The sequence below is a fragment of the Vibrio sp. 10N.247.310.24 genome, from assembly GCF_041467175.1.
Lineage (GTDB): Bacteria > Pseudomonadota > Gammaproteobacteria > Enterobacterales > Vibrionaceae > Vibrio > Vibrio tasmaniensis_A.
Window position 1 is genome coordinate 1 of record NZ_JBFSUD010000176.1, and the last position, 1,792, is coordinate 1,792.

Genomic DNA, 1,792 nt, shown 5'->3' on the forward strand with positions numbered 1-1,792 from the left:
CTACCTTTTAAAAACGTTATTGCTGCATGTCTTGAAGATCGAGTACGTCTTCAAGTTCAACAACTTCGACCGTCAGGTGCGGCTCGTCGTGTACGCGCTTCGCCTTTTCAGGAGAGAGGAACACCACGCACTCTGGTTCATGATCTTTCGCATGAACTCGCGTAGACGCATCCGGCTCTTGTTCCACCACAAGCACCAGCTTTTCTTGGAGACGATGGAACTGAACGCCTGAGCGCCAAAACCCAGCATCTGATTTAGCGCATACTTTGAAAGCGCCAAGAATACCGATAGCGTCAACGCCATCCCCAGGATGAACCACATCATCTTTCTTTGAATCCACTTGCTCACTTGCCTTTCCTTCTTTGGTTTCAGTGCCCGCCATCAACGCTTCTTGCTCCGGCTTGTCGTTCTCCACCTTTTCAGGCTTCATTGAATCAGGCTCTGATTGAGATGAACTTTCATTTTTTGCCGACTTTACTTTAGGCATCGGTGTTGGTGTGTTGACTTCAGGAAGCTCTCGCTCAACCTTAGCTTCTTCTTCGGCCTTTAATTCAGCATCGGCGTTGTCGAGTGCTTTCTGTTCGGCTTCCGCTTTAGCGGTGGAGGGATTTCCTTCCACTTTTCCAACTTTTCCAGTTGTTGATTTTTTAGTTCCACTCACTGTGAACTCCTTTAAACGAATATTTAATGGCGATTAAATTACGGTTTAATGCCCCAGAAACTCATAATTGCAGCCGCTGAGCCTGGTATTCCATTTGATGGTGCATACGCCACTATCGAGATATTCTTGCTTGCATCTGTGGTGTAATGACGCCACCGAAACTTCTGACCAGCTGAGATTTCAACAGACAACGTGTAATCGATAGGGCGAACTTCGTCTTCTAGATCACGACTTAAAGATATTGGTCTTAAGCTGTCTTCAGCTGCTATCCACTGGCCTGAGCCTGAGTCATAGACTTCAACAAAAACCCCCCACAACGGTGAGCCACCACCATCACCTTCTCTTAAAGCGATGACACTTAGAGTTGCCATTCCTGCAAAGTCTTTTACAGCTGTTACCTCACCAGTAACCAAGTCAACGGTAATATCTTGAGACGGTAAGGATTCTTTATTAAAAAGAATGGTTTCAGGAATATCATCAGTAGACAGTGTTTGTTTTATCGTACTTCCTTGAGACACAAAGCTTGCACGCATAATCAAGCTATCAACTGGCAATGGCGAAGCGCTTTGACTTATCAGTGGTGAGTTTTCAAAAAACATACTTAACCTTCCGTAACGATGACATCGCCTGTTGAACTGGCCGTTCTTCCGTAAATATTTTTCGCTACAGCGCGAGACCAACCAATGCCTTTTTCAAGCTTCAGTTGGTGCCCAAACGTTTCAGCATCGGATGGTGCTGAGTCTTCAACACGGTACTTCACAACGCTGCCTGCTTGGTTGTCCATATAACCCGCCGCAGCAGAAGAAATAAGCGTCCAAGTGTTTAGATTAAGTTCAACTTTTACAGTCATGGCATAAATCCCTAAAGGTTGGCGGCATTGCTACCGCCAATCTGTGTTGCTGGTTAAGCGATGAATGGAGAAACGATCACTTCTACGTCTTGGAAATACACGTTGGTATCACCGCCTTCGATGAGCATTCGTTCAATCAACCTCTTCGCTGCCGCACGGTTCGCATAACCAACCACAAGCGTGGTAGGGCGAACACCAAGGGGGACACCGTCGGCACGTTTCATACCACCAAGCAATTGAACTGCCGCTTCATAGTTCGCTTCAGTCAGCGCAGCTTTCGA

General features: G+C 46.5%; 4 protein-coding genes. All 4 read right to left on the bottom strand.

Features of this window, described 5'->3' with window-relative positions; genetic code table 11:
* Positions 1-16: 16 nt before the first annotated feature.
* Entirely contained in the window at positions 17-661 is a 645-nt protein-coding gene (locus AB6E08_RS23175) for a hypothetical protein (protein ID WP_372139997.1), read from the bottom strand.
* Between the two features lie 38 nt (positions 662-699).
* On the bottom strand, positions 700-1,260 hold the full coding sequence (locus AB6E08_RS23180) for a hypothetical protein (RefSeq protein WP_372067396.1): 561 nt from the start codon (positions 1,258-1,260) through the stop codon (positions 700-702).
* A gap of 2 nt (positions 1,261-1,262) precedes the next feature.
* A complete protein-coding gene (locus AB6E08_RS23185) occupies positions 1,263-1,511 on the bottom strand; it encodes a hypothetical protein (protein ID WP_372067393.1) in 249 nt (82 codons plus the stop codon).
* Positions 1,512-1,564: 53 nt separating this feature from the next.
* Positions 1,565-1,792, bottom strand: a 228-nt coding sequence (locus tag AB6E08_RS23190; RefSeq protein ID WP_372160339.1) for a Mu-like prophage major head subunit gpT family protein, incomplete at its 5' end; no start/stop codon positions are given.

Coding starts and splice junctions, on each gene's coding strand:
- AB6E08_RS23185 (WP_372067393.1), bottom strand. CDS start 1,511: ATGACTGTAAAAGTTGAACTTAATCTAAACACTTGGACGCTTATTTCT.
- AB6E08_RS23180 (WP_372067396.1), bottom strand. CDS start 1,260: ATGTTTTTTGAAAACTCACCACTGATAAGTCAAAGCGCTTCGCCATTG.